Origin of the sequence: Streptomyces flavalbus (assembly GCF_042674625.1) — a bacterium.
GTDB lineage: Bacteria > Actinomycetota > Actinomycetes > Streptomycetales > Streptomycetaceae > Streptomyces > Streptomyces flavalbus.
The window spans coordinates 4,483,924-4,504,567 of sequence record NZ_JBHTEB010000001.1 but is presented as its reverse complement, the minus strand read 5'-3'; the positions used below and the strand labels follow the sequence as shown (position 1 = coordinate 4,504,567).

Here is a 20,644-nt window from a genome sequence, read left to right as displayed (position 1 = left end):
ACGCCGACATCTGCTCCAACCCGATGGTGCGAGACGATGTTCCCGCAGGCCAGGCAGTTACCCCCTTCGCCAGTACGCCGATGGCGAACGTGAGACGTCCTGTCCTGCGTGTCGCCCCCTCCCACTAGGGATGTCTTACCCGGGAGGACGGACAGTCCATGCCGCGCGCACCCCGTCCCTCCGCTACGGGCGAACAACCTTGCGCCTCCCCGCACCCCCGCACGCCCCCCGTTTCGACACTCTGCGCGTTCGTGGCGGCACCCAGCGTAACCCGGGTGTGCTTCCGGCTGTTGCTCTTGTCATGGTTGGCGCCCCTCCCACGGTCCCACTTCCCCGCCCTCCGCTCGACCCGGGCGATCCCGGCCGACGGCTCCGGCTGTATTACGAGAACGATCTGGGGTGGCCCACAGTGCCCGGGCCGCCCCTGGGACTCGTCGTGGGGCCGCGTTTCGACGTCCTGGACGTCCCCGCGGAGGCGGGCCGCGCCGCCCTGCGCCATCTCGCGCCGTCCTCTCCGGTGGCCGTGCAGGGCGACCGGATGCGGCTGCTGGTGGCGCCGGGGAGCGCCGAGGAGCTGCCCGGGCTGCTGGAGTGGCTGGAGTGGGGGGCGCTGCTGCCGGAGCTGGATCTCACCGTGGTGGGGGCGGGTGGGGGTGCTGATGAGGCCGCGGGTGCGGGTGCCGGGGCGGTGATGGAAGCGCCGGGGGCACCGGAGCGGGGGGAGGGCGACGCGCGGGGCGGTCTTCCGCAGGGGGCCGCCGTGTGGCTGCGGCCCCCTTCGCCCGGGTGCGAGGTCGAGGCCTCGCTGCCGACCTTGTCGGCGGTGGGGGGTGCCGGAGGTGCGGGGCGAGCCCCGGATCTCGTACGGCTGGTGGACACGGTGGCAGCAGCGTGCCACCGGGTCCGGTTGAGGCGCGCCCGTGCTCAGGCGTTGGCCTTCTCGTAAGCCTCGCGAATGGTCGCCGGAACACGGCCACGGTCGTTGACGTCGTAACCGTTCTCCTTCGCCCACGCACGGATCGCAGCGGTGTCCTGGCTGCCGCCGGAAGCGGCGCGCGCCTTTCCACGTCCGCCCGAGGCGCGGCCTCCGGTGCGACGACCGCCCTTCACATAGGGGTCGAGAAGGCTGCGCAGCTTGTCCGCATTCGCAGTCGTGAGATCGATCTCGTATGACTTGCCGTCCAGTGCGAACGTTACGGTCTCGTCCGCCTCGCCGCCGTCGAGGTCGTCGACAAGAAGGACCTGAACCTTCTGTGCCACCGGATTTCCTTTCATCGATAACGTGAGGGCCTGGGAGCCGCGGCGTCCGCCGTTTCGCCGTCCCCCTGTTATATGCAGTACTGCACTACGTCGGAAAGCAAACCGCTTTTGCGGGAAAAACACAAACCCCCGGGAGAGACCCACTGCCCACCCACTGCCCACCCCGGTCCGGAAACGTGCGCGTTTCGGACATAGGGAACCTGGGCAGGGGTGCGCGACCGAATACCCGGCGGTGATCGCTACGCCGTCACAAGGCTTCGGTAGGTCACAGATGCAGAAGCATCCGGCTGTTGCCCAAGGTGTTCGGTTTCACTCGTTCGAGCCCGAGGAACTCCGCGACGCCCTCGTCGTAAGAACGCAGCAACTCTGCGTAGACATCGGTGTCGACGGGGGTCTCACCGATCTCGACGAAGCCGTGCCGACCGAAGAAGTCCACTTCGAAGGTGAGACAGAAAACCCGGCGAACGCCGAGCCAGCGGGCGGTCTGGAGCAACTTCTCCAGCAACTGGTGTCCGACGCCCGCGCCCTTGAGGCCGGGCTTCACCGCGAGAGTACGGACTTCCGCGAGGTCTTCCCACATGACGTGGAGTGCGCCGCAGCCGACGACCTCGGCGTTGTCGTCCCGTTCCGCGACCCAGAACTCCTGGATGTCCTCGTAAAGCGTCACCGTCGCTTTGTCGAGGAGGATGCCGCCGCGGACGTAGGCGTCAAGCAGTCGGCGTACGACCGGGACATCGCTGGTCCGGGCCCGCCGGACGGTGATGGCTTTTGCGGTGGCTTCAGGGCTCTCTGCGGACATGAGCGGGACGCTATCGCCCGGGGGTCTCCGGTGCGGAGCCGGGGTTCTCTGGGGCCGGGTTCTCTGGCGGCGGGTTCTCTGGGGGCGTTTCGGGGGGGCGGGTTTCCGGGGCGGGGGTTTCCGGGCCCTGGACGATGCGGATGGCGTCGCTGAGCGCCTGGCGCTGTTCGTCGCTCATCATGCCGAAGAAGGCGACGAGGGCGGCTGCGGGGTTGTCGCTCTGCGACCACGCGTCGTTCATCAGCGCGGCGGCGTAGGCGGCGCGGGTGGAGACCGCCTCATATCGATAGGCCCGGCCTTCGGCTTCGCGGCGCACCCAGCCCTTCTGATGGAGATTGTCCAAAACGGTCATCACCGTCGTGTAGGCGATCGAGCGTTCCTGTTGGAGATCTTCGAGGACTTCTCGAACGGTCACGGGGCGGTTCCACTTCCAGACCCGCGTCATGACCGCGTCTTCGAGTTCTCCCAATGGGCGAGGCACCCTCAGCACAATAGTGGGGGATCTGGGTAATCGCGTGCGGGACGGGCGCTTTGTGGGGCAAAGGGCGACAAAAAGGGCGTACGGCTGGTTCGCCGTACGCCGGGGTGGGGCTGGAGTGGCGCCGCGGTGGGGCGCCGGGGGGTGTGCGGGGGTGTGCAGGGGGTGTCAGGACCCGGTGGCCGGGGGCTGCGAGGTCTGGTGGGCGGTCTCGGCGCGCTTGAGGGCCGCGTCGACCGCCGCGTCCTCCTTGGCCTTGTTCGTGCCGCCCTGGGTCTTCACGATCACCCGGATCACGGCGATGAAGAGCACGGCCATGACGACCGGGGGCACGAGCGCGGAGACGTAGTCCATGGCTCCCAGGGTAGCCAGGTCAGCCCGCGGCCAGTTGCTGTGGGGGGCTCGCGGGGCGCTGGGGCGGTTTGCGGCGGGGGAAGACCTCGCCCGGGGTGGGGACGGGGCGGCGGCCGGGGGCTGGTTTCTCCGCGGGCTTCTTCGCCGGTTGGGCGGGCTTGGGGGGTGCGGGTGCGGGTGCCGGTTTCTCGGCGGGGGTGTCGGCGGCGCGACCGCCGGGGAGGGCGAGGAGGGGGGTGCGGCAGGCGGGGACGGTCGCGGGGCGGTGGGTGCGGGCGAGGAGGGCGGCGGCTCTGGGGTTGCCGCGCAGGGCGCGTAGGGCGGCGAGGTCGTCGGGGGTGGGGTGGTAACCCGCGTGGAGGACCTCTTCCAGGAGGGCGAGGTAGCCGACCGCGGTGCCGGGGAGGGCGGCGCGGTAGCGGGCCAGGTCGGCCACGAGGAAGGCCCGCAGCCGGGTGCCCTCGCGGGTCGCCTCGTCTAGGGACTCGGCGAGACTCAGGCAGTCCTGGACGTCCTCGGCCGAGGCGCGACCTGGGTGGAGGGCGAGGGCGAGAGCACGGCGGAGCACACGCAGCTCCTCCACACCGAACGCCATGCCGCCGCGGGATCCGTAGGGCGTAGGCATATGCCGACAATACGCGCTAATCAGACAAACTCGCCGCAATGCCTGGTTGTGGCGCGGCTCGCCTCCACCGGGTGGGGGGTCGGGGCCGCGCCGGGGGGTGTCCGTCCTCGGAACCGCGCGGACTGTACATCGTGGGGTGGACGGGGCCTTGCGCGCGAACCACTGCGGGCGGACACCCCCCGACACGTCCCCTTCCGTCGTACGGCGACTGCGGCCCGTCGCCAGCTAGCGCCCTAACTGCGGGCAGTCGTGCCCCTGGAGCGGGAGCCCACCCAGCAGCGGCTTGGCGGTGGGGCTGCCACCTGCCGTAACTGCGGGCAGTCGTGCCGCTGGGGCGGCACGGGTGGGCGCGGCGGCACCCCGTCGCGCCGGGCCGCGCGACCCACCCCGCGGTACGGGCATCCGCGGCACCCCCACCAACGCCGGGCCGCGCACCTCCGCGCTCACGCCGGGTGCCCCGGGTCACATGCGGGACACGTTGCGTTCGTAGACCAGGCGGAGGCCGATCAGCGTCAGCCACGGCTCGTGTTCATCGATCACCGAGGACTCGCCCAGCACCATCGGCGCCAAGCCCCCCGTCGCGATCACCGTCACGTCGTCAGGGTCGTCGGCCAGTTCACGGGCCATCCGGGAGACGACCCCGTCCACCTGCCCGGCGAAGCCGTACACGATGCCCGCCTGCATCGCCTCGACCGTGTTCTTGCCGATCACGCTGCGCGGGCGGGCCACCTCGATCTTGCGGAGCTGCGCGCCCTTGACGCCGAGCGCGTCGACGGAGATCTCGATGCCGGGGGCGATGACCCCGCCGATGTACTCCCCGCGCGCGCTCACCGCGTCGAACGTGGTCGCCGTACCGAAGTCGACGACGATCGCGGGACCGCCGTAGAGGTCGACCGCGGCGACCGCGTTGATGATGCGGTCCGCGCCGACCTCCTTGGGGTTGTCGGTGAGGATGGGCACGCCCGTCTTGACGCCCGGTTCGACGAGGACCGCGGGCACGTCGCCGTAGTAGCGGCGGGTGACCTCGCGGAGTTCGTGCAGGACCGAGGGGACGGTCGCGCAGATGGCGATGCCGTCGATGCCGTCGCCCAGCTCGTCGCCGAGGAGCGGGTGCATTCCCATCAAGCCCTGGAGGAGGACGGCCAGTTCGTCGGCGGTGCGGCGGGCGTCCGTGGAGATGCGCCAGTGCTCGACGATGTCCTCGCCGTCGAACAGGCCCAGGACGGTCTGGGTGTTGCCTACGTCGATCGTCAGCAGCATGGCCCTACTCCGCGGCCCGCAGGTCCAGGCCGATGTCCAGGATCGGCGAGGAGTGGGTGAGGGCGCCCACGGCGAGGTAGTCGACGCCGGTCTCGGCGTACGCCCTGGCGTTGGCCAGGGTGAGGCGGCCGGAGGCTTCGAGGGCGGCCCGGCCGTGGACCAGCGTCACCGCCTCCTCGCACTCGCCGGGCGTGAAGTTGTCCAGCAGGATCAGGTCGGCGCCCGCGTCCACCACCTCGCGGAGCTGGTGCAGGGTGTCGACCTCCACCTCGATGGGGACGTCCGGGAAGGCCTCCCGTACCGCCTTGAACGCCTGGGCGACGCCGCCCGCGGCGACCACGTGGTTGTCCTTGACCAGGGCCGCGTCCGAGAGGGACATGCGGTGGTTGACGCCGCCGCCGCAGCGGACCGCGAACTTCTCCAGGGAGCGCAGGCCCGGCGTCGTCTTGCGGGTGTCGCGGACCTTGGCCTTGGTGCCCTCCAGGGCGTCCGCCCACGCGCGCGTGGCGGTCGCGATGCCGGAGAGGCGGCACAGGATGTTGAGCGCGCTGCGCTCGGCGGTCAGCAGGTCGCGGGTGCGGGTGGTGACGGAGAGGAGCTTCTGGCCCTCGGTCACGCGGTCGCCGTCGTCGATGTGGCGTTCCACCTCGAACTCGTCCGTGCAGACGATGGAGATCACCGCCTCGGCGACCCTCAGGCCCGCCACCACGCCCGCCTCGCGCGCGACGAAGTCGGCGGTCGCCACCGCCTCGTCGGGGATGGTCGCGACCGTCGTGACGTCCACGCCGCCCGCCAGGTCCTCCTGGATGGCCACGTTGGCGATGTCCTCGACCTCCACGGGGTCGAGCCCGGCCTCGGCCAGGAGCTGGGCGAGGGAGGGGTCGAGGCCGGTCTCCGGGTAGGACTCGTCGGCGCCGCAGGCGCAGCCGTCGCCGCAGCCGCCGCTCTGGGCGAGGGGAAGGTCGGGGGTGGTCACTGCTGTCACTGCTCCTGGGGCCGGTGGTGCGGGAGGGTAGGGGGGAAGTCTGCGGTGTCGGTGGTGTGCACGGCCAGCGAGCGGTCCGGATTCAGCCGTACGACGATGTGGCGGCGCCAGGTGTCGTCGTCGCGGTCGGCGTGGTCCTCCCGCCAGTGGCAGCCGCGGGTCTCCGCGCGCCGCTCGGCGGCGGCCACCAGGACGCGGGCCACGCACAGCAGGTTGGTGCTCTCCCAGGTGTCGACGCCGGGCTCGGCCGTCTTGCCGTTCTCGGCGAGGGCGTCCTTGGCCTCGGCGTGCAGGTGCTGTAGCTGCTCGGACGCGCGCGCGAGGGAGGCGGCGGAGCGCAGGACGCCCGCGCCCTGCGTCATGATCCGCTGGATGGTGAAGCGGGCCTCGGGGGCGAGGAGCGGGTGGGCCGGGTGCCGCGGCTGGGGCACGGGCTGGGGCACGCGCGCGTGCAGGGCCTGCTGGCGGTGGGCCACGGCGATGTCGTGGGCGATGCGCTCGGCGTAGACCAGGCCCTCCAGGAGGCTGTTGGAGGCGAGGCGGTTGGCGCCGTGGACGCCCGTGCAGGCGACCTCTCCACACGCGTACAGGCCGGGGACGGTCGTCCGGCCGTGGGAGTCGGTGCGGACGCCGCCGGAGGCGTAGTGGGCGGCCGGGGCGATCGGGATGGGCTCGGTGACCGGGTCGATGCCGTGGGCGCGGCAGGCGGCGAGGATCGTGGGGAAGCGGTGCTCCCACATGTCGGCGCCGAAGTGCCGCGCGTCGAGGTACATGTGCTCGGCGTCCTGCTCCTGCATCCGGCGCGTGATGCCCTTGGCGACGATGTCGCGCGGGGCCAGCTCGGCCAGTTCGTGCTGGCCGACCATGAAGCGCACGCCGTCGGCGTCGACCAGGTGGGCGCCCTCGCCGCGGACCGCCTCGGAGACGAGGGGCTGCTGGCCCTCGGCGTCGGCGCCGAGGAAGAGCACGGTGGGGTGGAACTGGACGAACTCCAGGTCGCTGACCTCCGCCCCGGCGCGCAGCGCCAGGGCCACGCCGTCGCCCGTGGAGACGGACGGGTTGGTGGTCGCGGAGAAGACCTGGCCCATGCCGCCGGTCGCCAGGACCACGGCGGGGGCGTGCACGGCGCCCACGCCGTCGTGCTGGCCCTCGCCCATGACGTGCAGGGTCACGCCCGCGGTGCGGCCGTCGGCGTCGGTGAGCAGGTCCAGGACGAGCGCGTTCTCGATGGTGCGCAGGGCACGCGCGCGTACCGCCTCCACGAGGGCGCGGGAGATCTCCGCGCCGGTGGCGTCACCGCCCGCGTGGGCGATGCGGCGCCGGTGGTGGCCGCCCTCGCGGGTGAGTTCGAGGGCGCCCTCGGCGGACTCGTCGAAGTGCGCGCCGGTCTCCATCAGGCGGCGTACGGCGCCGGGGCCCTCGGTGACGAGGATGCGGACCGCCTCCACGTCGCACAGGCCCGCGCCCGCGACCAGGGTGTCGTCGAGGTGCTGTTCGGGGGTGTCGCCCTCGCCGAGGGCCGCGGCGATGCCGCCCTGCGCCCAGCGGGTGGAGCCGTCGTCGAGGCGGCCTTGGTGACGACGACCGTCCGCAGCCCGGCCGCCTCGCAGCGCAGCGCGGCGGTCAGGCCCGCGACGCCGGAGCCGACGACCACGACGTCAGCGCTGATGGACCAGCCCGGGGCGGGGGCGTGCAGTCGTATCCCTGTGCTGGTCACAAGGCGGCTCCGAAGGTGAGGGGGATGTTGTCGATCAGCCGGGTCGTGCCGACCCGGGCGGCGACGGCGAGGACGGCGTCGCCGGTGAAGTCGTCGCCGATCTCGGTGAAGTCGGACGGGTCGACCAGGGCCAGGTAGTCCAGGGCGAGCGGCGGGTCGAGGCGGGCGGCGTCGTCGAGGACGAGGCGGGCCGCCGCGCGGACCGCGGCCGGGCCGCCGGGCACGGCCTTGGCGACGGCGTGCGCGTCGGCCGCGGCGCGGGACTCCCCTATCGCGCTGAGCGCCTCGGCACGCGCGCGCGTGGAGGGCACTTCGCGGGCCCGCGCGCGCAGCGCCTCCAGGGCCGCGTGCCGGTCCTGGCCCGCGAACAGGGCTCGCGACAGGGCGAGGGCGGTACGGCGTTCCTGCGGCGACAGATAGCGGTTTCTGCTGGACAGCGCCAGGCCGTCCTCCTCCCGGACCGTGGGGACGGCGACGATCTCCACGCCGAAGTTCAGGTCCCGCACCATGCGGCGGATCAGCGCGAGCTGCTGGGCGTCCTTCTGGCCGTACAGGGCGAGGTCGGGGCGGGTGAGGTGGAGCAGCTTGGCGACGACGGTGAGCATCCCGTCGAAGTGGCCGGGGCGTGAGGCGCCCTCCAGGCGTTCGCCCATCGGGCCCGCGCTGATCCGCACCTGGGGTTCGCCGCCGGGGTAGACCTCGTCGACGGACGGCGCGAAGACCACGTCGGCGCCCGCCTGCTCGGCGAGCTTGACGTCGGCCTCCAGGGTGCGCGGGTAGCGGTCGAGGTCCTCGCCCGCGCCGAACTGGAGGGGGTTCACGAAGACGGTGACGACGACCTCGCCGTCCGGTCCGGCGATCTCGCGGGCGGTGCGGATCAGGGTGGCGTGGCCCTCGTGCAGGGCGCCCATGGTCATCACGACGGCGCGGCGTCCGCCACGCGCGCGTGCCCGCAGCTCCTCGGCGGTGTGCAGCAGGGCGGTGGTCATCCGGCGTCCCCTTCGGTGCCGTGGGCGAGTACCCCGAGGAGGTCCTCGGCGAGTTCCGGCTTGAGCAGGCCGTGCGCGAGGGCGCGGTCGGCGGTGGCGCGGGCCATCGCCAGGTACCCGGCGACGGCCCCCGGGGCGTGCGTACGCAGCTCTGCGACGTGCGCGGCGACGGTGCCCGCGTCGCCCCGCGCGACCGGGCCGGTGAGGGCGGCGTCGCCGGAGCGCAGGGCGTTGTCGAGGGCGGCGCCGAGCAGCGGGCCGAGCATCCGGTCGGGAGCCCCGACGCCCGCCGCGCGCAGCAGTTCCATGGCCTGGGCGACCAGTGTGACCAGGTGGTTGGCGCCGAGCGCGAGGGCCGCGTGGTACAGCGGGCGGCTCTCCTCGGCGATCCACTCGGGTTCGCCGCCCATCTCGATGACGAGCGCCTCGGCGGCGAGCCGCAGTTCGTCGGGTGCGGTGACGCCGAACGAGCACCCGGCGAGCCGCTGCACGTCGACGGGCGTGCCGGTGAAGGTCATCGCCGGGTGGAGGGCGAGCGGCAGCGCGCCGACGCGCAGGGCGGGGTCGAGCACTCTCGCGCCGTACCGGCCGGAGGTGTGCACGAGGAGCTGGCCCTGCCGTACCGCCCCGGTGGCGGCGAGGCCCTCCACGAGGTCCGGCAGGGCGTCGTCGGGGACGGTGAGCAGGACCAGCTCGGAGCGCTCCAGCACCTCGGCCGGGGTGAGCACGGGGACGTCGGGCAGCAGTTGCGCGGCCCGCTTCCTGGAGGCGTCGGACACCGCGGAGACGGCGACCGGCCGGTGCCCGGCGAGCTGGAGTGACGCGGCGAGTGCGGGGCCCACGCGACCGGCGCCGACGACGCCGACGGTGAGCCGCGCGGGGCGGTCCTTGGGGTCTGGTTGCTGGACTGTACTCACGCGACGGCGGCCTTCCCGTTCCAGTCCGCTCTGGGTACCGGACGATTTCTCGTCATGTTAACGCGATTGGTTCGAGCGGCGTTCGGTTGTCCACAGGCTGTGGGTTTCCGCGGCGCCAGGATCCCGTGAAATGCGGGTGCCCGCGCGGGGTGCCGCCCGGCATGATTCCGGACCATGGCTGACATGGCTGACACGCGCGAGGGCACGGCTGGGACGGCTCCGGTGGAGGGCGCTCCTACGGAGGCGGCTCCTACGGAGGAGGCGCCTCCGACGCTGGAGGAGCGGCGGGAGCAGCGCTACCGGCGGCGCAAGGCGGCCCAGCGCGCCGCCAAGCGCACGCTCGCGCGTCTCGGCGTCCACGAGACCCTCCGGGACCGGCTGGCCGTACTGGACGCCGCCGACGGGGTGTACGACCTGGACCAGCCCGTCGACCTCTACGGCGGCGGCGTGGTGGAGGACCTGGAGCGCAGGGTCGCTCAGGTGCTCGGCACCGAGGCCGCCGCGTTCTTCCCGACCGGCACGATGGCCCAGCAGGTGGCCCTGCGCTGCTGGGCGGGCCGCACCGGCGACCCGGCCGTCGCGCTGCACGGCCTGTCCCACCCGGTGGTGCACGAGCGGAACGCGTTCAGCGAGGTCAGCGGGTTGCGTCCGCTCCAGCTCACCAGTGAGCCACGGCTGCCGACCGCCGCCGAGGTACGGGACTTCCCGGAGCCCTTCGGGGCGCTGATGCTGGAGCTGCCGCTGGTCGCGCCGGGCTATCTGCTGCCGACCTGGGAGGAGCTCACGGAGGTCGTGGCGGCGGCCCGGGAGCGGGACGCGGTGGTGCACTTCGACGGCGCGCGGCTGTGGGAGACCACCGTCCACTTCGGCCGCCCGCTGGACGAGATAGCGGGCCTCGCGGACAGCGTGTACGTCTCGTTCTACAAGTCCCTCAACGGCTTCTCCGGGGCCGCGCTGGCCGGACCGGCGGCGCTCGTCGCGGAGGCGAAGGTCTGGCGGCACCGGTACGGCGGCCAGTTGTTCCAGCAGTTCCCCGCCGCGCTGTCGGCGCTGGTCGGCCTGGAGCGGGAGCTGCCCCGGCTGCCGGAGTACGTACGGCACGCGCGCGTGGTGGCCGCCGCGCTGCGCGAGGGGTTCGCGGCGGCCGAGCTGCCGTGGGCGCGCGTGGCGCCCGAGGTGCCCGCCACCCACGACTTCCAGGTCTGGCTGCCGTACGACCCCGACGTGGTCGCCGAGGCCGCGGTGCGGGCCGCCGAGGACACCGGTGTGCTCCTCTTCGCCGGGCCGTGGGACCCGAAGGGGCAGGGCATCGCCTACACCGAGGTGCACGTGCGGGCCGCGGGCCTGGAGTGGACGGCGGACGACGTGCGGGCGGCGGTGGCGGAGTTCGCGGCGCGGCTGCGGGAGGTGGCGGCGGAAGGGGACGACGGGGGGGTGTAGGCGGGGGCGTGTAGGCGGGGGCGTGTAGGCGGGGGCGTGTAGGCGGGGCCGTTCGGCTGTTCCTCTGTTCCTCAGTCGAAGCGGATGTGGCGGACCCCTACGGCCGCCTGCCGCAGCCGGGTCCGCAGCGCGCCCTCGTTGTTCGGCTTCAGGGTGAGACCGGCCAGGACGGCGATGCGGTCGGCCGTCTTCGGCACGGTCGTGTCGTCGGTCCACAGGTGCTCGGCGAACTCCGGCTCGCGCAGCCGCTCCAGGCAGTGGTCGAGTCGCCGTACCGCCCAGGTCTCGGCGCGTGCGCCAGGCTTGCGGCCGGTGACGCGCTGGAGGAGGTGGCCGACGCCGCGTTCCCTGAGCCGTCTGAGGACGGTCTCGCGCCGCGCGAGCAGGGTGAAGTGGCGCACGTCGTGGCCGAGGTCGCCGAGGCGTCCGACGGTCTCCGCGAAGTAGTCCGGGTCGGTGACCGTCATCGGCGCGATCACCACGCCGTCGTGCTTGCCCAGCACGAGGTCGAGGACCTCCACGACCCCCTGCCGCCAGGCCGCCAGGTCCTGGAAGTCGCCGCGCAGCTCGGGCGGCACCATGCGGTTGAGGCCGAACCCGGCGTGCTCGGGGTCGCAGATGACGCTGCCGGGCAGCCGACGGCGTATCTCGTGTGCGGTCTGTGTCTTGCCGCCCCCGTAGGGGCCGTTGATCCACAGGAGCATGGGCGGAGCCTACCGACGGCGGCGTGCCCGCGCGGGAGAGTCCCGTCAGCCGTGCCCGCCCGCGCGGACGAGTCCCGTCTCATACGCGAGGACGACGACCTGGACCCGGTCGCGGAGCCCCAGCTTGGTGAGGATGCGGCCCACGTGGGTCTTCACGGTCGCCTCCGACAGCACCAGCCGGGCCGCGATCTCGCCGTTGGACAGGCCCTGCGCGACCAGCACCATGACCTCGCGTTCCCGCTCGGTGAGCCGCTCCAGCGCCGCGTGCTGGGGCTGGCCGCCGGGGCTGGGCAGCATCGGCGCGAACCGGTCGAGCAGGCGCCGGGTCGTCGACGGGGCGACGACGGCGTCACCGCTGTGCACGGAGCGGATCGCGGCGAGGAGTTCGCCGGGCGGCACGTCCTTGAGCATGAAGCCGGAGGCGCCCGCCTTCAGCGCGGAGAAGGCGTACTCGTCGAGGTCGAAGGTGGTCAGGATCAGCACCTTCGGCGCACTGGGGTCCGCGCAGATGCGGCGGGTGGCCTCGACGCCGTCGAGCTTGGGCATCCGGACGTCCATCAGCACCACGTCGACGGAGGTGGCGCGCAGCACCTGGAGGGCCTCCACGCCGTCGCCCGCCTCCGCCACGACGTCCATGTCCGGCTGCGCGGCGAGCACCATCCGGAACCCGGTGCGCAGCAGCACCTGGTCGTCGACGAGCATCACGCGGATCGTCATCGGGCTTCTTCTTCCTGGTCGGCGGGCGGGGGTGGTGGGCGGGTGCGGGTTACAGCTCGGCGAGTGGGAGTGACAGGTGTCAACGGGGCACGCGCGTCAGCGTCAGTGTGCCGCTTTGAGCGGCAGCAGGGCGCTGATCCGGAAACCCCCGCCGGGGCGCGGCCCGGCGTCGAGGGTGCCGCCAACCATGCCGACCCGCTCCCGCATACCGATCAGGCCGTGCCCGCGGCCGTCCGCGCCGCCCTCCTCGTACAGCTCGTGGGGGGCGCCCTTGCCGTCGTCCTCGACGAGCAGTCCGAGGCCGTCGTCGAAGTAGACCAGGCGGACGCTGGCGCCCGCGTTGGGGCCGCCGTGCTTGCGGGTGTTGGTGAGCGCCTCCTGCACGATGCGGTACGCGGTCAGCTCGACGCCGCTGGGCAGCGGGCGGGGGGTGCCCTCTATCTTGAAGTCGACGGGCAGGCCCGCGCCGCGGCACTGCTCGACGAGGTCCTCGATCTGCTCGACGTCGGGCTGGGGGACGTACTCGCCGCTCTCCTGGTGCTCGCCGGTGCGCAGGACGCCCAGCAGGCGGCGCATCTCGGCGAGGGCCTGGCGGCCGGTGGAGGAGATCGTCTCCAGGGCCTTCTTGGCCTGGTCGGGGGCGGCGTCGAGGACGTAGGCGGCGCCGTCGGCCTGCACCACCATCACCGACACGTTGTGCGCGACGACGTCGTGCAGCTCGCGCGCGATGCGGGCGCGCTCGGCGGCCACCGCGACCTTCGACTGCGCCTCGCGCTCCCGCTCCAGACGGGCCGCGCGCTCCTCCAACTGCGCGAAGTACGCGCGCCGGGTGCGGATCGAGTCACCGAGCACCCACGCGAGCGCGAACGGCACCGCCTGGAGGATCGCCAGCGCCAGGTTGGCCAGCGGGCTGGCGTCGTCCTGCGGCCAGCGCAACTGCGCCAGGGGTGCCGCGCACATCCCGCCGATCAGCGCGAACCGCGAGGCCCACCGGGCGCCGTTCGCGGCGACGGTGTAGACGATCACCAGCAGGGCGAAGTCGGCGGGCAGGGTGGCCACGTCCAGGACGAGCTGGGCGACGCCGATGACGGCGCCGAGCAGCAGCATCCGCTCCGGCATCCGTCGGCGCAGCGCGATGACCAGGCACAGCAGCAGCGTGACCGGGACCATCAGGGCCATGCTCTGGGTGCCGGGCCCCTCGGGGTTGACCGCTCCGCCCACGACCGACATCCCGAACAGGACGAGGGCCCAGAAGCCGTCGACCCAGGTCGGGTGTCTGCGGAGGAAGTCATAAAGGCGCTGCACGTAACCCAGCGTAGGGAAGCGTGAAGCGTGCCGGAGTCAACCGGAGGACCGATCCGCACCCGCCCCGCGTACTCCGCAAGGTGGAGGCTCCCCTCCACTGCCCGCTTCCCGGTGCGCTTAGTGTTGCCGCGTGACCGACGACGGGACGGGCGGCGTGACGGGTGGGGTGACGGGTGGGGTGACGGGTGGGGTGACGGGCGGTACGGCGGGTGCCGGGCGGGGCTGGCGGGTGGCGGCTCGGGACGCGCTGTACGGGCCTGGGGGGTTCTACCGCAGGCCCGAGGGCCCGGGCGGGCACTTCCGCACCTCCGTGCACGCCTCGGCGCTGTTCGCGCGGGCGGTGGCGGAGCTGCTGTGCCGGGTCGACGAGGTGCTCGGCGCGCCGGACGCGCTGGACTTCGTGGACATGGCGGCGGGCCGCGGCGAGCTGGCGGGCGGGGTGCTCGCGGCGCTGCCCGAGGAGGTGGCGGCCCGCACGCGCGCGTGTGTCGTCGAGGTGGCCGACCGCCCGGCGGGTCTTGACCCGCGGATCGAGTGGCTGGCCGAGCCCCCGCGCGGGATCACGGGGCTGCTGTTCGCCAACGAGTGGCTGGACAACGTACCCGTGGACGTCGCGGAGGTGGACGCCGCGGGGGTGCCACGGCTGGTCCTGGTGGACGGCGCCGGGGCGGAGCGGCTCGGGGAGCCGGTGTCCGGCGCCGCGGCGCGCTGGCTGGACCGGTGGTGGCCGCTGGCCGGGGAGCCGGGGCTGCGGGCCGAAATCGGGGCGCCCCGGGACGAGGCGTGGGAGGACGTCGTCGCCGGTGTGGAGCGCGGGCTGGCCGTCGCGGTGGACTACTGGCACACGGCGGACACCCGGCCGCCCTTCGGCACGCTGACGGGCTTCCGGCAGGGCCGGGAGACGGCGCCGGTGCCGGACGGGTCGTGTGACATCACCGCGCACGTCGCGCTGGACGCGTGCGCGCTGCCCGGCGGGCGCCTGCTCCCCCAGCGGGCGGCGCTGCGCTCCCTGGGCATCACCGGCGCGCGCCCCCCGCTCACGCTCGCCTCCACCCATCCGGTGGCCTACGTGCGCGCCCTCGCGAGCGCCGGGGAGGCCGCCGAGCTGACCGCGGCGGGCGGGCTCGGCGACTTCGGCTGGCTGCTCCAGCCGGTGGGCGTGGAGCTGGACGACGTACTCCCCGCTGACTGACGGCCCGCGGAGAGGGGGCGCGCGCTACTTGTCGATGTCCCCGACCACGAAGAACAGCGACCCCAGGATCGCCACCATGTCCGCGACCAGCGTCCCCGGCAGCAGCTCCGTCAGCGCCTGGATGTTGTTGTACGAGGCCGACCGCAGCTTCAGCCGGTACGGCGTCTTGTCGCCCTTGCTGACCAGGTAGTAGCCGTTGATGCCGAGCGGGTTCTCGGTCCACGCGTAGGTGTGCCCCTCGGGCGCCTTCAGCACCTTGGGGAGCCGCTGGTTGACCGGCCCCGGCGGCAGCTCGGCGAGCCGGTCGAGGCAGGCGTCGGCGAGGTCGAGGGAGTTGTGCGTCTGCTCCAGCAGGCACTCGAAGCGGGCGAGGCAGTCGCCCTCCCGCCGGGTGACCACGCGCAGGGTGTCCTGGAGCTCCCCGTAGGCGAGGTACGGCTCGTCGCGGCGCAGGTCGAAGTCGACGCCGGAGGCGCGCGCGATGGGCCCGCTCACGCCGTACGCGTGCGCGGTCTCGGGGGTGAGGACGCCCACGCCCCGGGTGCGCCCCCGGAAGATCTCGTTGCCGAGGACCAGGTCGTCGAAGACGTCCATCCGCGAGCGCACGGCGGCGACGGCGGCACGCGCGCGTGTGGTCCATCCCGCGGGGAGGTCCTCCTTGAGGCCGCCGACGCGGTTGAACATGTAGTGCATCCGCCCGCCGGAGACCTCCTCCATCACGTTCTGGAGGGTCTCGCGCTCCCGGAACGCGTAGAACATCGGCGTGATCCCGCCCAGCTCCAGCGGGTAGGAGCCCAGGAACATCAGGTGGTTCAGCGTCCGGTTCAGCTCGGCCAGCAGGGTGCGCAGCCACACCGCGCGCGTGGGCACCTCCATGCCGAGCATCCGCTCCACGGCGATGACCACGCCCAGCTCGTTGGAGAACGCCGACAGCCAGTCGTGGCGGTTGGCGAGCATGATGATCTGCCGGTAGTCGCGGGCCTCGAAGAGCTTCTCCGCGCCGCGGTGCATATAGCCGATCACCGGCTCCGCGTGCGTGATGCGCTCGCCGTCCAGCAGCAGCCGCAGCCGCAGCACCCCGTGCGTCGACGGGTGCTGGGGTCCGATGTTGAGCACCATGTCGGTGCTCTCCGCGGCGCCGCCGATCCCGACCATGGTCTCCGTCGTAGGAGTCATGGAGACAGTCTCCCCTACGTACGCTTGCGTCATGGAGACGGGGAGCCCGGACAGCGGTGCGAAGAGCCTGGCGGCACGGGCCGAGCCGGAGTGGACCGGGCTGCCGCCGGGCCTGCTGCGGATGCGGCGGCTGTTGCTGGTGGTGTGGCTGGGGCTGCTGACCCTGGCCACCGCGCTGCTGACCGGCCTGCTGGCGGGCCCCGCGTGGGCCCTGCTCGCGCTGCTGCCGCTGGCGCTGGCGGCCTGGGGCTGGGTCATGCTCGGCCGCAACTGGCGCTCCTGGCGGTACGCCGAGCGCGCCGACGACCTGCTGATCAGCCGCGGCGTGCTGTGGCGGGCGACGACGGTGGTGCCGTACGGGCGGATGCAGCTCGTGGAGGTCACCTCCGGGCCCGTCGAGCGGCACTTCGGGCTGGCCAGCGTGCAACTGCACACCGCCGCCGCCGCGACCGACGCGACCATCCCCGGCCTCGACCCGGCCGAGGCGGAGCGGCTCCGCGACCGGCTCACCGAGCTGGGCGAGGCCCGATCGGCGGGGCTGTGACGACGCCGACGACGGAGCACCCGGCCCGCGAGGTGACCGAGCGGCGGCTGCACCCCGTGACGCCGCTCAGGCGGGCCTGGGCGCCCGTGGCGGTGCTCATCGGGTGGGCCCTGCACGACCCCGACCAGGCGCAGCGCCAGCTCACCCGGCTGACGACGACCACCCTGCTGATCGCGCTCGCGGCGCTGCTCCCGGCCGCCGCCCTGTACGGCTTCCTGACCTGGTGGTTCACCCACTTCGCGGTCACCGACACCGAACTGCGCATCCGTACGGGCCTGTTGTTCCGGCGCACCGCGCACATCCGGATCGAGCGGATCCAGGCCGTGGACGTCACCCAGCCGCTGCTCGCGCGGGTCGCCGGTGTCGCCAAGCTCAAGCTGGACGTCGTCGGCACGGACAAGAAGGACGAACTCGCGTTCCTGGGCGAGCGGGAGGCCCGCGCGCTGCGCGCCGAACTGCTCGCGCGTGCGGCCGGTTTCGCGCCGGAGACCGCGCACGAGGTCGGTGAGGCGCCGGTCGAGCAGTTGCTGCGGGTGCCCCCGCGCGTGCTCGCCGTCTCCCTGGTGCTGACCGGCGCCACCTGGGCGACGCTGGTCGCCGCCGTCGTCGTACCGCCGCTGCTGTGGCTGGCCACCGGCAGCGTGTGGACGGTCCTCGCGACGGGTCTGCCGCTGCTGGGCGCGGCGGGCGCGAGCAGTGTGGGGCGGTTCGTCGCCGAGTACGACTGGACGGTGGGCGACTCGCCGGACGGGCTGCGCATCGACCGGGGGCTGCTGGACCGGGTGCACGAGACGGTGCCGCCGGGGCGGGTGCAGACAGTGCGGATCGTGGAACCGCTGCTGTGGCGGCGGCGAGGCTGGGTGCGGGTGGAGCTGGACGTGGCCGGGTCGTCCAACTCGCTGCTCGTGCCGGTCGCCCCGCGCGAGGTCGCCGAGTCCGTCGTCGCGCGGGTGCTGCCCGGGGTGACGGTGCCGCCGCGGTCGGCGCTGTCCCGGCCGCCACGGCGCGCGGGGCGGTGCGTGCCGCTGTGGTGGCGGGGGTACGGCTTCGCGGCGACCGACGCCGTGTTCGCCGCCCGGCGCGGGGTGCTGCGCCGCAGCGTCGCGCTCGTGCCGCACGCGAAGGTGCAGAGCGTGCGCCTCACGCAGGGCCCCTGGAAGCGCCTGTGGGGCCTTGCTGATGTGCAGGTGGACACGGGGGCCAACGGGACCGTCACGGCCCGTCTGCGGGGCGCTCAGGAGGCCGCGGAGATCCTCCACCGTCAGGCCGAGCGGTCCCGCACCGGGCGCCGGGACGCCCGGCCGGACCGCTGGATGGCCTGAATCCGCTGAGGGCCCTGGTCAGGACGCCGCGGTGCGCAGGCCCTGGAGGTTGATCTGCTCGGTCTCGTCGTGCTCGGTCAGGTCGATGACCTGACCGGCGGCGGCGCGGGCGTTCTCGTCGGCGGGCTTGAACCCGGCCTCGGTCTCCGCCTTGTGCAGATCCAGGGCCTCCTGGCCGACGACGTCGGCGAGGTCCTCGTTCTGCACGGCGGCCTCCAGCGCGTCGGCCCCGGACTTCTTCGTACCGAAGAAGTCGAAGCCGCCCTCGGTGGTGGGACGGCGCACGGGCGCGCTCGCCGGTACGACGGCCACGGCGGTCGGCACGGTGAAGTGGGCGCCGGGCTGCCGCACGGGCGGGGCGGGGCGGGTCTCCTTCGTGCTGTCGCCGTCCGCGGGTCCGGCCGGGGTGTGGGGGGCGGCGACCGCGCGCTGGTGCCCGTCGGCCGCCTCGGGCTTCCCCTGGCCCTCTTCGGCCTCCTGGGCCTCGGCCTGGTCCGCCGCGGTGGTCGGCCGTGCTCCCGCCTCGCCCGCGGGGGCGCTCGCCTCCGGGGCGGAGGAACCGTCCTTCCGCGCGGGTGCGTCGCTCTTGCGCGCGGGCGGGTCGCCGTCGAGCCGCGCGAGTGCCGCGCCAGCCCGGGCGAACAGCCGCGTGCCCTCCGGCGAGAACAGCCCCGACGCCGCGGGCGCCTCCTCGACGGGCTCCGGCTCGACCACGGGGGCGGGGGCGGGCGGCAGCGCGGGCGCCGGGACGGCGGCCTCGATCTCCAGCAGACGGCGGCCTTCCAGGGCGCTCGCGCGCTCCGACTCGGCGGTGGCGTACCGCCGCAGCAGCGCCGCGTGTTCATTTCGCAGGCCCTGCAACTCGGCGCGCTTGGAGCGCAGTCGCTGCTCCAGTTTGACGCGCAGTTCGCGGGATTCGTCGAGGTCGGTCTCCAGTTCGGCGATCCGTTCCTCGAAACGCCACTCGTCACTCGCCCGCGCGCGCGTGAGGTCGGCCACCTGTTTACCGGCCTGGGTATCCCAGCGGCGCATGACCACCGCGCCGGTCACCGCGGTCACCGCGGCGGCGGCGGCCAGTCCGCGGAGCGGGGACGGATCGGTGAACACCCAGGGACCAAGGGCGCAGACAAGGGAGACGCCTGCGATCGCCGAGGGAGGCAGCAGCCTGTGCAAAGGCGGGGAATGGCGGTGACGTCCACGTGGCATGGCCAGAAACTTACCGCGCGTAGGCGAATCGTGGTGGCCGGGGCCGTAAAAACAAAGCCATCACGACGACTTCGAACGATCCGTGAATTTCACAGGAGATCAATCAAGATCATTTATCCCGGTCATCCGGTCACCTTTGATCATGCCGCTGGTGATCGGCGGCCCCGTCGGGCCTACGCTGAATGTATGAGCGAGCAGAGCGGACGCGGACATGTCGCGGGCCTTCCGGAGTGGGACCGCTGCGCGGTGATGGGGGTCGTCAACGTCACCCCCGACTCCTTCTCCGACGGAGGCCGCTGGTTTGACACGACCGCCGCCGTGAAGCACGGCCTCGACCTGGTCTCCGAGGGCGCCGACCTGGTCGACGTCGGCGGCGAGTCCACCCGCCCCGGCGCCACCCGGGTCGACGAGGCCGAGGAACTGCGCCGGGTCGTCCCCGTCGTCCGCGGGCTCGCCTCCGAGGGCGTGGTGATCTCCGTCGACACCATGCGCGCCTCCGTCGCCGAACAGGCCCTCGCGGCCGGTGCCGCACTGGTCAACGACGTCAGCGGCGGCCTCGCCGACCCCGCGATGATCCCGGTCGTGGCCGAGGCGGGCGCCCCCTTCGTGGTCATGCACTGGCGGGGCTTCCTCAGCGGCGGCAACATCAAGGGCGTCTACGACGACGTGGTCACCGAGGTCGTCGACGAACTGCACGCGCGCGTGGAGGCCGTCCTCGCGGGCGGCATCGCCCCCGACCGCGTCATCGTCGACCCCGGCCTCGGCTTCTCCAAGGGCGGTGACCACGACCTCGCCCTCCTCGCCGCGCTGGACCGGCTGCGCGCCCTGGGCCATCCGCTGCTCGTCGCCGCCTCCCGCAAGCGCTTCCTCGGCCGCGTGCTGGCCGGACCCCAGGGCGCCCCGCCACCCGCGCGCGAGCGCGACGCCGCGACCGCCGCCGTCTCCGCGCTCGCGGCGCACGCCGGGGCGTGGGCGGTCCGCGTCCACGAGGTGCGCGCGACGGCGGACGCGGTACGGGTCGCGCGCGCCATCGAAGGAGCCCGCGCCAGCGAAGGAGCCCGAGCCAGCGAAGAGGCACGCGCCACCGAGGCCGCTTCGTGAGCGCCCCGCACACCGACGTCGAGCAGGTCGAACAGGCCAACACCGCCTTCTACGAGGCCCTGGAGCGCGGCGACTTCGAAGAGGTGTCCGCGCTCTGGCTCACCCCCGCCGACCTGGGCGTCGACGAGACGTACCACGACCCGGCGGACACCGGCGTGATCTCCTGCGTGCACCCGGGCTGGCCGGTGCTGACCGGCCGCGGCGAGGTCCTGCGGTCGTACGCGCTGATCATGGCGAACACCGACTACATCCAGTTCTTCCTCACCGACGTGCACGTCTCCGTCACCGGCGACACCGCCGTGGTGACCTGCACCGAGAACATCCTCAGCGGCGGCCCCGCCCCCGAGGGCGGCGACGAGCTGGGGCCGCTCGTGGGCCAGCTCGTGGTCGCCACCAACGTGTTCCGGCGCACGCCCGAGGGCTGGAAGCTCTGGTCGCACCACGCCTCCCCGGTCCTGGCCGAAAACGACGAGTCCGAGGACGACGACCCGCCCTCCTGAGTGGGTAGGCGGACCACAAGGGCCCGGACGTGGCGCCGCGAGAGCCAGGACGT

Annotated in this window: 21 protein-coding genes and 1 pseudogene; 7 read left to right on the top strand and 15 right to left on the bottom strand. The window is 73.4% G+C overall.

What is annotated here, in order from left to right; genetic code table 11:
* The first annotated feature begins 301 nt into the window (after nucleotides 1–301).
* Nucleotides 302–946, top strand: coding sequence for an SCO3374 family protein (locus tag ACFQZ6_RS20320; protein ID WP_381611172.1), 645 nt, complete (start codon nucleotides 302–304; stop codon nucleotides 944–946).
* Here the strand turns inward: ACFQZ6_RS20320 and ACFQZ6_RS20315 are convergent.
* The 10 genes and pseudogenes from ACFQZ6_RS20315 to ACFQZ6_RS20270 form a co-directional block, all read right to left on the bottom strand.
* Nucleotides 925–1,260, bottom strand: coding sequence for a histone-like nucleoid-structuring protein Lsr2 (locus ACFQZ6_RS20315; protein WP_360223917.1), 336 nt, complete (start codon nucleotides 1,258–1,260; stop codon nucleotides 925–927). The genes ACFQZ6_RS20320 and ACFQZ6_RS20315 overlap by 22 nt on opposite strands.
* Nucleotides 1,261–1,525: 265 nt before the next feature.
* On the bottom strand, nucleotides 1,526–2,059 hold the full coding sequence (locus ACFQZ6_RS20310; RefSeq protein ID WP_381611170.1) for an amino-acid N-acetyltransferase: 534 nt from the start codon (nucleotides 2,057–2,059) through the stop codon (nucleotides 1,526–1,528).
* A gap of 10 nt (nucleotides 2,060–2,069) precedes the next feature.
* Nucleotides 2,070–2,504: a BlaI/MecI/CopY family transcriptional regulator gene (locus tag ACFQZ6_RS20305; RefSeq protein ID WP_381618482.1), complete on the bottom strand. Its 435-nt coding sequence runs from the start codon at nucleotides 2,502–2,504 to the stop codon at nucleotides 2,070–2,072.
* A 201-nt stretch (nucleotides 2,505–2,705) separates the two neighbouring features.
* Entirely contained in the window at nucleotides 2,706–2,891 is a 186-nt protein-coding gene (locus ACFQZ6_RS20300) for a hypothetical protein (RefSeq protein ID WP_381611168.1), read from the bottom strand.
* A gap of 19 nt (nucleotides 2,892–2,910) precedes the next feature.
* Nucleotides 2,911–3,516 carry a hypothetical protein gene (locus ACFQZ6_RS20295; protein ID WP_381611166.1) on the bottom strand — a complete coding sequence of 202 codons (606 nt, stop codon included), beginning with the start codon at nucleotides 3,514–3,516 and terminating at the stop codon, nucleotides 2,911–2,913.
* 462 nt (nucleotides 3,517–3,978) lie between these two features.
* A complete protein-coding gene (locus ACFQZ6_RS20290) occupies nucleotides 3,979–4,776 on the bottom strand; it encodes a type III pantothenate kinase (protein WP_210926525.1) in 798 nt (265 codons plus the stop codon).
* A gap of 4 nt (nucleotides 4,777–4,780) precedes the next feature.
* Nucleotides 4,781–5,752, bottom strand: coding sequence for a carboxylating nicotinate-nucleotide diphosphorylase (nadC, locus tag ACFQZ6_RS20285; RefSeq protein WP_381618480.1), 972 nt, complete (start codon nucleotides 5,750–5,752; stop codon nucleotides 4,781–4,783).
* Nucleotides 5,753–5,757: 5 nt separating this feature from the next.
* A pseudogene (locus ACFQZ6_RS20280) lies at nucleotides 5,758–7,478 on the bottom strand (L-aspartate oxidase).
* Nucleotides 7,475–8,467: a pantoate--beta-alanine ligase gene (gene panC, locus ACFQZ6_RS20275; RefSeq protein WP_381611164.1), complete on the bottom strand. Its 993-nt coding sequence runs from the start codon at nucleotides 8,465–8,467 to the stop codon at nucleotides 7,475–7,477. Before panC ends, ACFQZ6_RS20280 begins: the two are co-directional and overlap by 4 nt.
* Nucleotides 8,464–9,384 carry a Rossmann-like and DUF2520 domain-containing protein gene (locus ACFQZ6_RS20270; protein WP_381611162.1) on the bottom strand — a complete coding sequence of 307 codons (921 nt, stop codon included), beginning with the start codon at nucleotides 9,382–9,384 and terminating at the stop codon, nucleotides 8,464–8,466. The genes panC and ACFQZ6_RS20270 overlap by 4 nt, the downstream gene beginning before the upstream one ends.
* A gap of 183 nt (nucleotides 9,385–9,567) precedes the next feature.
* On the opposite strand from ACFQZ6_RS20270, the gene ACFQZ6_RS20265 reads away from it, so the two are divergent.
* Nucleotides 9,568–10,824 carry a threonine aldolase family protein gene (locus ACFQZ6_RS20265; RefSeq protein WP_381611160.1) on the top strand — a complete coding sequence of 419 codons (1,257 nt, stop codon included), beginning with the start codon at nucleotides 9,568–9,570 and terminating at the stop codon, nucleotides 10,822–10,824.
* Between the two features lie 71 nt (nucleotides 10,825–10,895).
* Here the strand turns inward: ACFQZ6_RS20265 and ACFQZ6_RS20260 are convergent, their stop codons facing one another.
* From ACFQZ6_RS20260 to ACFQZ6_RS20250, 3 genes are all read right to left on the bottom strand, one after another.
* A complete protein-coding gene (locus ACFQZ6_RS20260; RefSeq protein WP_381611158.1) occupies nucleotides 10,896–11,528 on the bottom strand; it encodes an AAA family ATPase in 633 nt (210 codons plus the stop codon).
* Nucleotides 11,529–11,573: 45 nt separating this feature from the next.
* Nucleotides 11,574–12,245 carry a response regulator gene (locus ACFQZ6_RS20255; protein WP_381611156.1) on the bottom strand — a complete coding sequence of 224 codons (672 nt, stop codon included), beginning with the start codon at nucleotides 12,243–12,245 and terminating at the stop codon, nucleotides 11,574–11,576.
* Between the two features lie 102 nt (nucleotides 12,246–12,347).
* Nucleotides 12,348–13,550, bottom strand: coding sequence for a sensor histidine kinase (locus tag ACFQZ6_RS20250; RefSeq protein ID WP_381611154.1), 1,203 nt, complete (start codon nucleotides 13,548–13,550; stop codon nucleotides 12,348–12,350).
* Nucleotides 13,551–13,740: 190 nt separating this feature from the next.
* Here ACFQZ6_RS20250 and ACFQZ6_RS20245 point away from each other — a divergent pair, with 190 nt between their 5' ends.
* Complete coding sequence (locus ACFQZ6_RS20245; protein WP_381618477.1) at nucleotides 13,741–14,742, top strand: SAM-dependent methyltransferase; 1,002 nt, start codon at nucleotides 13,741–13,743, stop codon at nucleotides 14,740–14,742.
* A 24-nt stretch (nucleotides 14,743–14,766) separates the two neighbouring features.
* Here the strand turns inward: ACFQZ6_RS20245 and ACFQZ6_RS20240 are convergent, their stop codons facing one another.
* Nucleotides 14,767–15,918, bottom strand: coding sequence for an NADH-quinone oxidoreductase subunit D (locus tag ACFQZ6_RS20240; protein ID WP_381611153.1), 1,152 nt, complete (start codon nucleotides 15,916–15,918; stop codon nucleotides 14,767–14,769).
* Nucleotides 15,919–15,949: 31 nt separating this feature from the next.
* Between ACFQZ6_RS20240 and ACFQZ6_RS20235 the strand changes: the two genes are divergently transcribed.
* Together ACFQZ6_RS20235 and ACFQZ6_RS20230 are read left to right on the top strand one after the other, a co-directional pair.
* Nucleotides 15,950–16,462 carry a PH domain-containing protein gene (locus ACFQZ6_RS20235; protein WP_381611151.1) on the top strand — a complete coding sequence of 171 codons (513 nt, stop codon included), beginning with the start codon at nucleotides 15,950–15,952 and terminating at the stop codon, nucleotides 16,460–16,462.
* The gene (locus ACFQZ6_RS20230) at nucleotides 16,459–17,784 is read left to right on the top strand and encodes a PH domain-containing protein (protein ID WP_381611150.1); all 1,326 of its coding nucleotides are present in this window, start codon (nucleotides 16,459–16,461) and stop codon (nucleotides 17,782–17,784) included. The genes ACFQZ6_RS20235 and ACFQZ6_RS20230 overlap by 4 nt, the downstream gene beginning before the upstream one ends.
* Nucleotides 17,785–17,802: 18 nt before the next feature.
* On the opposite strand, the gene ACFQZ6_RS20225 is transcribed toward ACFQZ6_RS20230, so the two are convergent.
* Nucleotides 17,803–18,990, bottom strand: a complete 1,188-nt coding sequence (locus ACFQZ6_RS20225) for a hypothetical protein (protein WP_381611148.1) — start codon at nucleotides 18,988–18,990, stop codon at nucleotides 17,803–17,805.
* A gap of 186 nt (nucleotides 18,991–19,176) precedes the next feature.
* On the opposite strand from ACFQZ6_RS20225, the gene folP reads away from it, so the two are divergent.
* Complete coding sequence (gene folP, locus ACFQZ6_RS20220; protein WP_381611147.1) at nucleotides 19,177–20,091, top strand: dihydropteroate synthase; 915 nt, start codon at nucleotides 19,177–19,179, stop codon at nucleotides 20,089–20,091.
* Entirely contained in the window at nucleotides 20,088–20,591 is a 504-nt protein-coding gene (locus ACFQZ6_RS20215) for a nuclear transport factor 2 family protein (protein ID WP_381611145.1), read from the top strand. The genes folP and ACFQZ6_RS20215 overlap by 4 nt, the downstream gene beginning before the upstream one ends.
* The last annotated feature ends 53 nt before the right edge of the window (nucleotides 20,592–20,644 follow it).

Coding starts and splice junctions, on each gene's coding strand:
- ACFQZ6_RS20320 (WP_381611172.1), top strand. CDS start 302: ATGGTTGGCGCCCCTCCCACGGTCCCACTTCCCCGCCCTCCGCTCGAC.
- ACFQZ6_RS20310 (WP_381611170.1), bottom strand. CDS start 2,059: ATGTCCGCAGAGAGCCCTGAAGCCACCGCAAAAGCCATCACCGTCCGG.
- ACFQZ6_RS20305 (WP_381618482.1), bottom strand. CDS start 2,504: ATGACGCGGGTCTGGAAGTGGAACCGCCCCGTGACCGTTCGAGAAGTC.
- ACFQZ6_RS20300 (WP_381611168.1), bottom strand. CDS start 2,891: ATGGACTACGTCTCCGCGCTCGTGCCCCCGGTCGTCATGGCCGTGCTC.
- ACFQZ6_RS20295 (WP_381611166.1), bottom strand. CDS start 3,516: ATGCCTACGCCCTACGGATCCCGCGGCGGCATGGCGTTCGGTGTGGAG.
- ACFQZ6_RS20290 (WP_210926525.1), bottom strand. CDS start 4,776: ATGCTGCTGACGATCGACGTAGGCAACACCCAGACCGTCCTGGGCCTG.
- panC (WP_381611164.1), bottom strand. CDS start 8,467: ATGACCACCGCCCTGCTGCACACCGCCGAGGAGCTGCGGGCACGCGCG.
- ACFQZ6_RS20265 (WP_381611160.1), top strand. CDS start 9,568: ATGGCTGACACGCGCGAGGGCACGGCTGGGACGGCTCCGGTGGAGGGC.
- ACFQZ6_RS20260 (WP_381611158.1), bottom strand. CDS start 11,528: ATGCTCCTGTGGATCAACGGCCCCTACGGGGGCGGCAAGACACAGACC.
- ACFQZ6_RS20255 (WP_381611156.1), bottom strand. CDS start 12,245: ATGACGATCCGCGTGATGCTCGTCGACGACCAGGTGCTGCTGCGCACC.
- ACFQZ6_RS20240 (WP_381611153.1), bottom strand. CDS start 15,918: ATGACTCCTACGACGGAGACCATGGTCGGGATCGGCGGCGCCGCGGAG.
- ACFQZ6_RS20235 (WP_381611151.1), top strand. CDS start 15,950: ATGGAGACGGGGAGCCCGGACAGCGGTGCGAAGAGCCTGGCGGCACGG.
- ACFQZ6_RS20225 (WP_381611148.1), bottom strand. CDS start 18,990: ATGCCACGTGGACGTCACCGCCATTCCCCGCCTTTGCACAGGCTGCTG.
- folP (WP_381611147.1), top strand. CDS start 19,177: ATGAGCGAGCAGAGCGGACGCGGACATGTCGCGGGCCTTCCGGAGTGG.